The organism is Mycobacterium sp. (assembly GCF_049683355.1).
Lineage (GTDB): Bacteria > Actinomycetota > Actinomycetes > Mycobacteriales > Mycobacteriaceae > Mycobacterium.
In genome coordinates, this window is the sequence record NZ_JBAUJB010000114.1 from 1 (window position 1) to 1,962 (window position 1,962).

At 68.1% G+C, this 1,962-nt stretch carries 3 protein-coding genes; 2 read left to right on the forward strand and 1 reads right to left on the reverse strand.

The window, feature by feature from the left end:
• The coding region (locus WA944_RS07070) for an SDR family NAD(P)-dependent oxidoreductase (RefSeq protein WP_526646647.1) at positions 1-646 on the forward strand (646 nt) is incomplete at its 5' end.
• A gap of 9 nt (positions 647-655) precedes the next feature.
• Here the strand turns inward: WA944_RS07070 and WA944_RS07075 are convergent.
• Entirely contained in the window at positions 656-1,009 is a 354-nt protein-coding gene (locus tag WA944_RS07075; protein ID WP_526371733.1) for a Fe-S protein, read from the reverse strand.
• A gap of 279 nt (positions 1,010-1,288) precedes the next feature.
• Here WA944_RS07075 and WA944_RS07080 point away from each other — a divergent pair.
• A partial coding sequence (locus WA944_RS07080) for an IS110 family transposase (protein WP_526610434.1) occupies positions 1,289-1,962 on the forward strand: 674 nt, incomplete at its 3' end.

The following is a 1,962-nucleotide window of genomic DNA, read 5'->3' on the forward strand; positions in this document are numbered from 1 at the left end:
CTTCCATCGCGCCGACGTCCTCGACCCCGTCGCCGTGCAGCGCGCGGTCGACGCGGTGGTCGAGGCAGCGGGCCGCCTCGACGGCGTGGTCCATTCGGCGGGCGTGGGAGGCGGCGGCCCGATCCACCTGCTGCCCGACGAGGAATGGGATCGTGTCGTCGACGTCAACCTCAAGGGCACCTTCGTGGTGATGCGTGCCGCGCTGTCTCAGATGCTGACCCAGGACCGGGTGGCCGGCGAACGCGGCTCGATCGTGACACTGTCCAGCGTCGAGGGCCTCGAGGGGACGGCCGGCGGCAGCGCGTACAACGCGTCCAAGGGCGGGGTGGTGCTGCTGACCAAGAACGCCGCGATCGACTACGGGCCCAGCGGAATCCGCGCCAACACGGTGTGCCCGGGGTTCATCGAGACCCCGTTGTTCGAGTCCGTGATGGGGCTTGCCGGTATGAACGGGCCGCGCGAGGGGCTACGCCATGAGCACAAGCTGCGCCGGTTCGGCCGCCCCGAGGAGGTTGCCGCCGTGGCGACGTTCCTGCTCTCGGCCGATGCCAGCTTCGTCAGCGGCCAGGCCATCGCCGTGGACGGCGGCTACACCGCCGGACGCGACCACCACGTCACCGAATTGATCGGCCTCGGCGAGCAGTAGCCGGGCCGGTCACCAGAGAACCGCGACCCCCGCGGCCAGAAATGCCAGCACCCCGACACCGGCGAAGAGTGGGCGCGGCACCGCATCCCCGGTGCGGCGCTGCCGGGCGTTGCCCATTCCCAGCAGGCCGCCGAGGACCACCAGGATCACCAGCTTGACCACGATCTTGGGGTAGTTCAGCTCGATCCCGGCCGGCCACGGCGCCGCCAGCGCGAGCCCGGTGAGCAACAAGAGCAGCAACCCGTAGTCCATCACCCGGGTGGTGCGGAAGCGGCGTGCCGCCGCCTCCGCCACCCATGCCCCGAACGTCACCGCGAAGCCCACGAGGTGAAGCAGTACAACTACGTCACGTAGTACTTCCACTGGTAGTCAGCTTCCTATCCCTTTTGGTGACGCCTTGTAGGCGTGAAAATGGGGTCGGGTCGCCTGCCGACGCCGTCGCTTCCTTGGGCTGTGGAGCCCGTTAGTCAGCTTGGTGCCGGGGCCCGACCTGGAAGGGTCACGTACTGTTGCTTCGAGCACGCCGGTCAGAATTTCGGTTCCCTTGACCGAGCCCCCCGGGCGGCCCACCCGATGGATTGGTTCGAATTCGTTTGGAGGGCAAGTGAAGTGAGTCATAGAGGGAAGCGGAAGCCGGCGCCGGTGGATAAGTGTGCACCGGAGGTGATTCCGGATGCCGAGCATGAGTTGGTGATCGAGCGGGTCGCCGCGGTCGATGTGGCCAAGGCGGCGGGCAAGGTGTGCGTACGACTGCCGGGGAAGGCCGGGCGCCGGTTTAGCCGGGTGTGGGAGGTGCCGGCGCGCACCGGCGCCGTCACTGAGCTGGGTGAGCAACTGGTCGAGTCGGGCATCGAGAAGGTCACCGTGGAGTCCACCTCGGACTATTGGCGGATCTGGTACTACCTGCTGGAGGCCGCGGGGCTGTCGGTGCAGCTGGTCAACGCCCGGGATGTGAAGAATGTGCCGGGCCGGCCGAAGACGGACAAACTCGACGCTGTCTGGCTGGCCAAGTTGACCGAGAAGGGCCTGCTGCGCCCGTCGTTCGTGCCGCCGGCCGAGATCCGCCGGCTGCGCGACTACACCCGGCTGCGCGAAGATCTGACCCACGAACGCACCCGGTACTGGCAGCGGCTGGAAAAGCTGCTCGAAGACGCGTTGATCAAGGTGTCGGTGGTGGCGTCTCGGCTGGACACCATGTCGGCGCGGGACATGATCGAGGCGCTGATCGCCGGCGAACGCGACCCGCGGCGGCTGGCCGAGCTGGCGCGCGGGAAGATGAGGTCCAAACGCGCGGAACTGGTCACCGCGCTCGACGG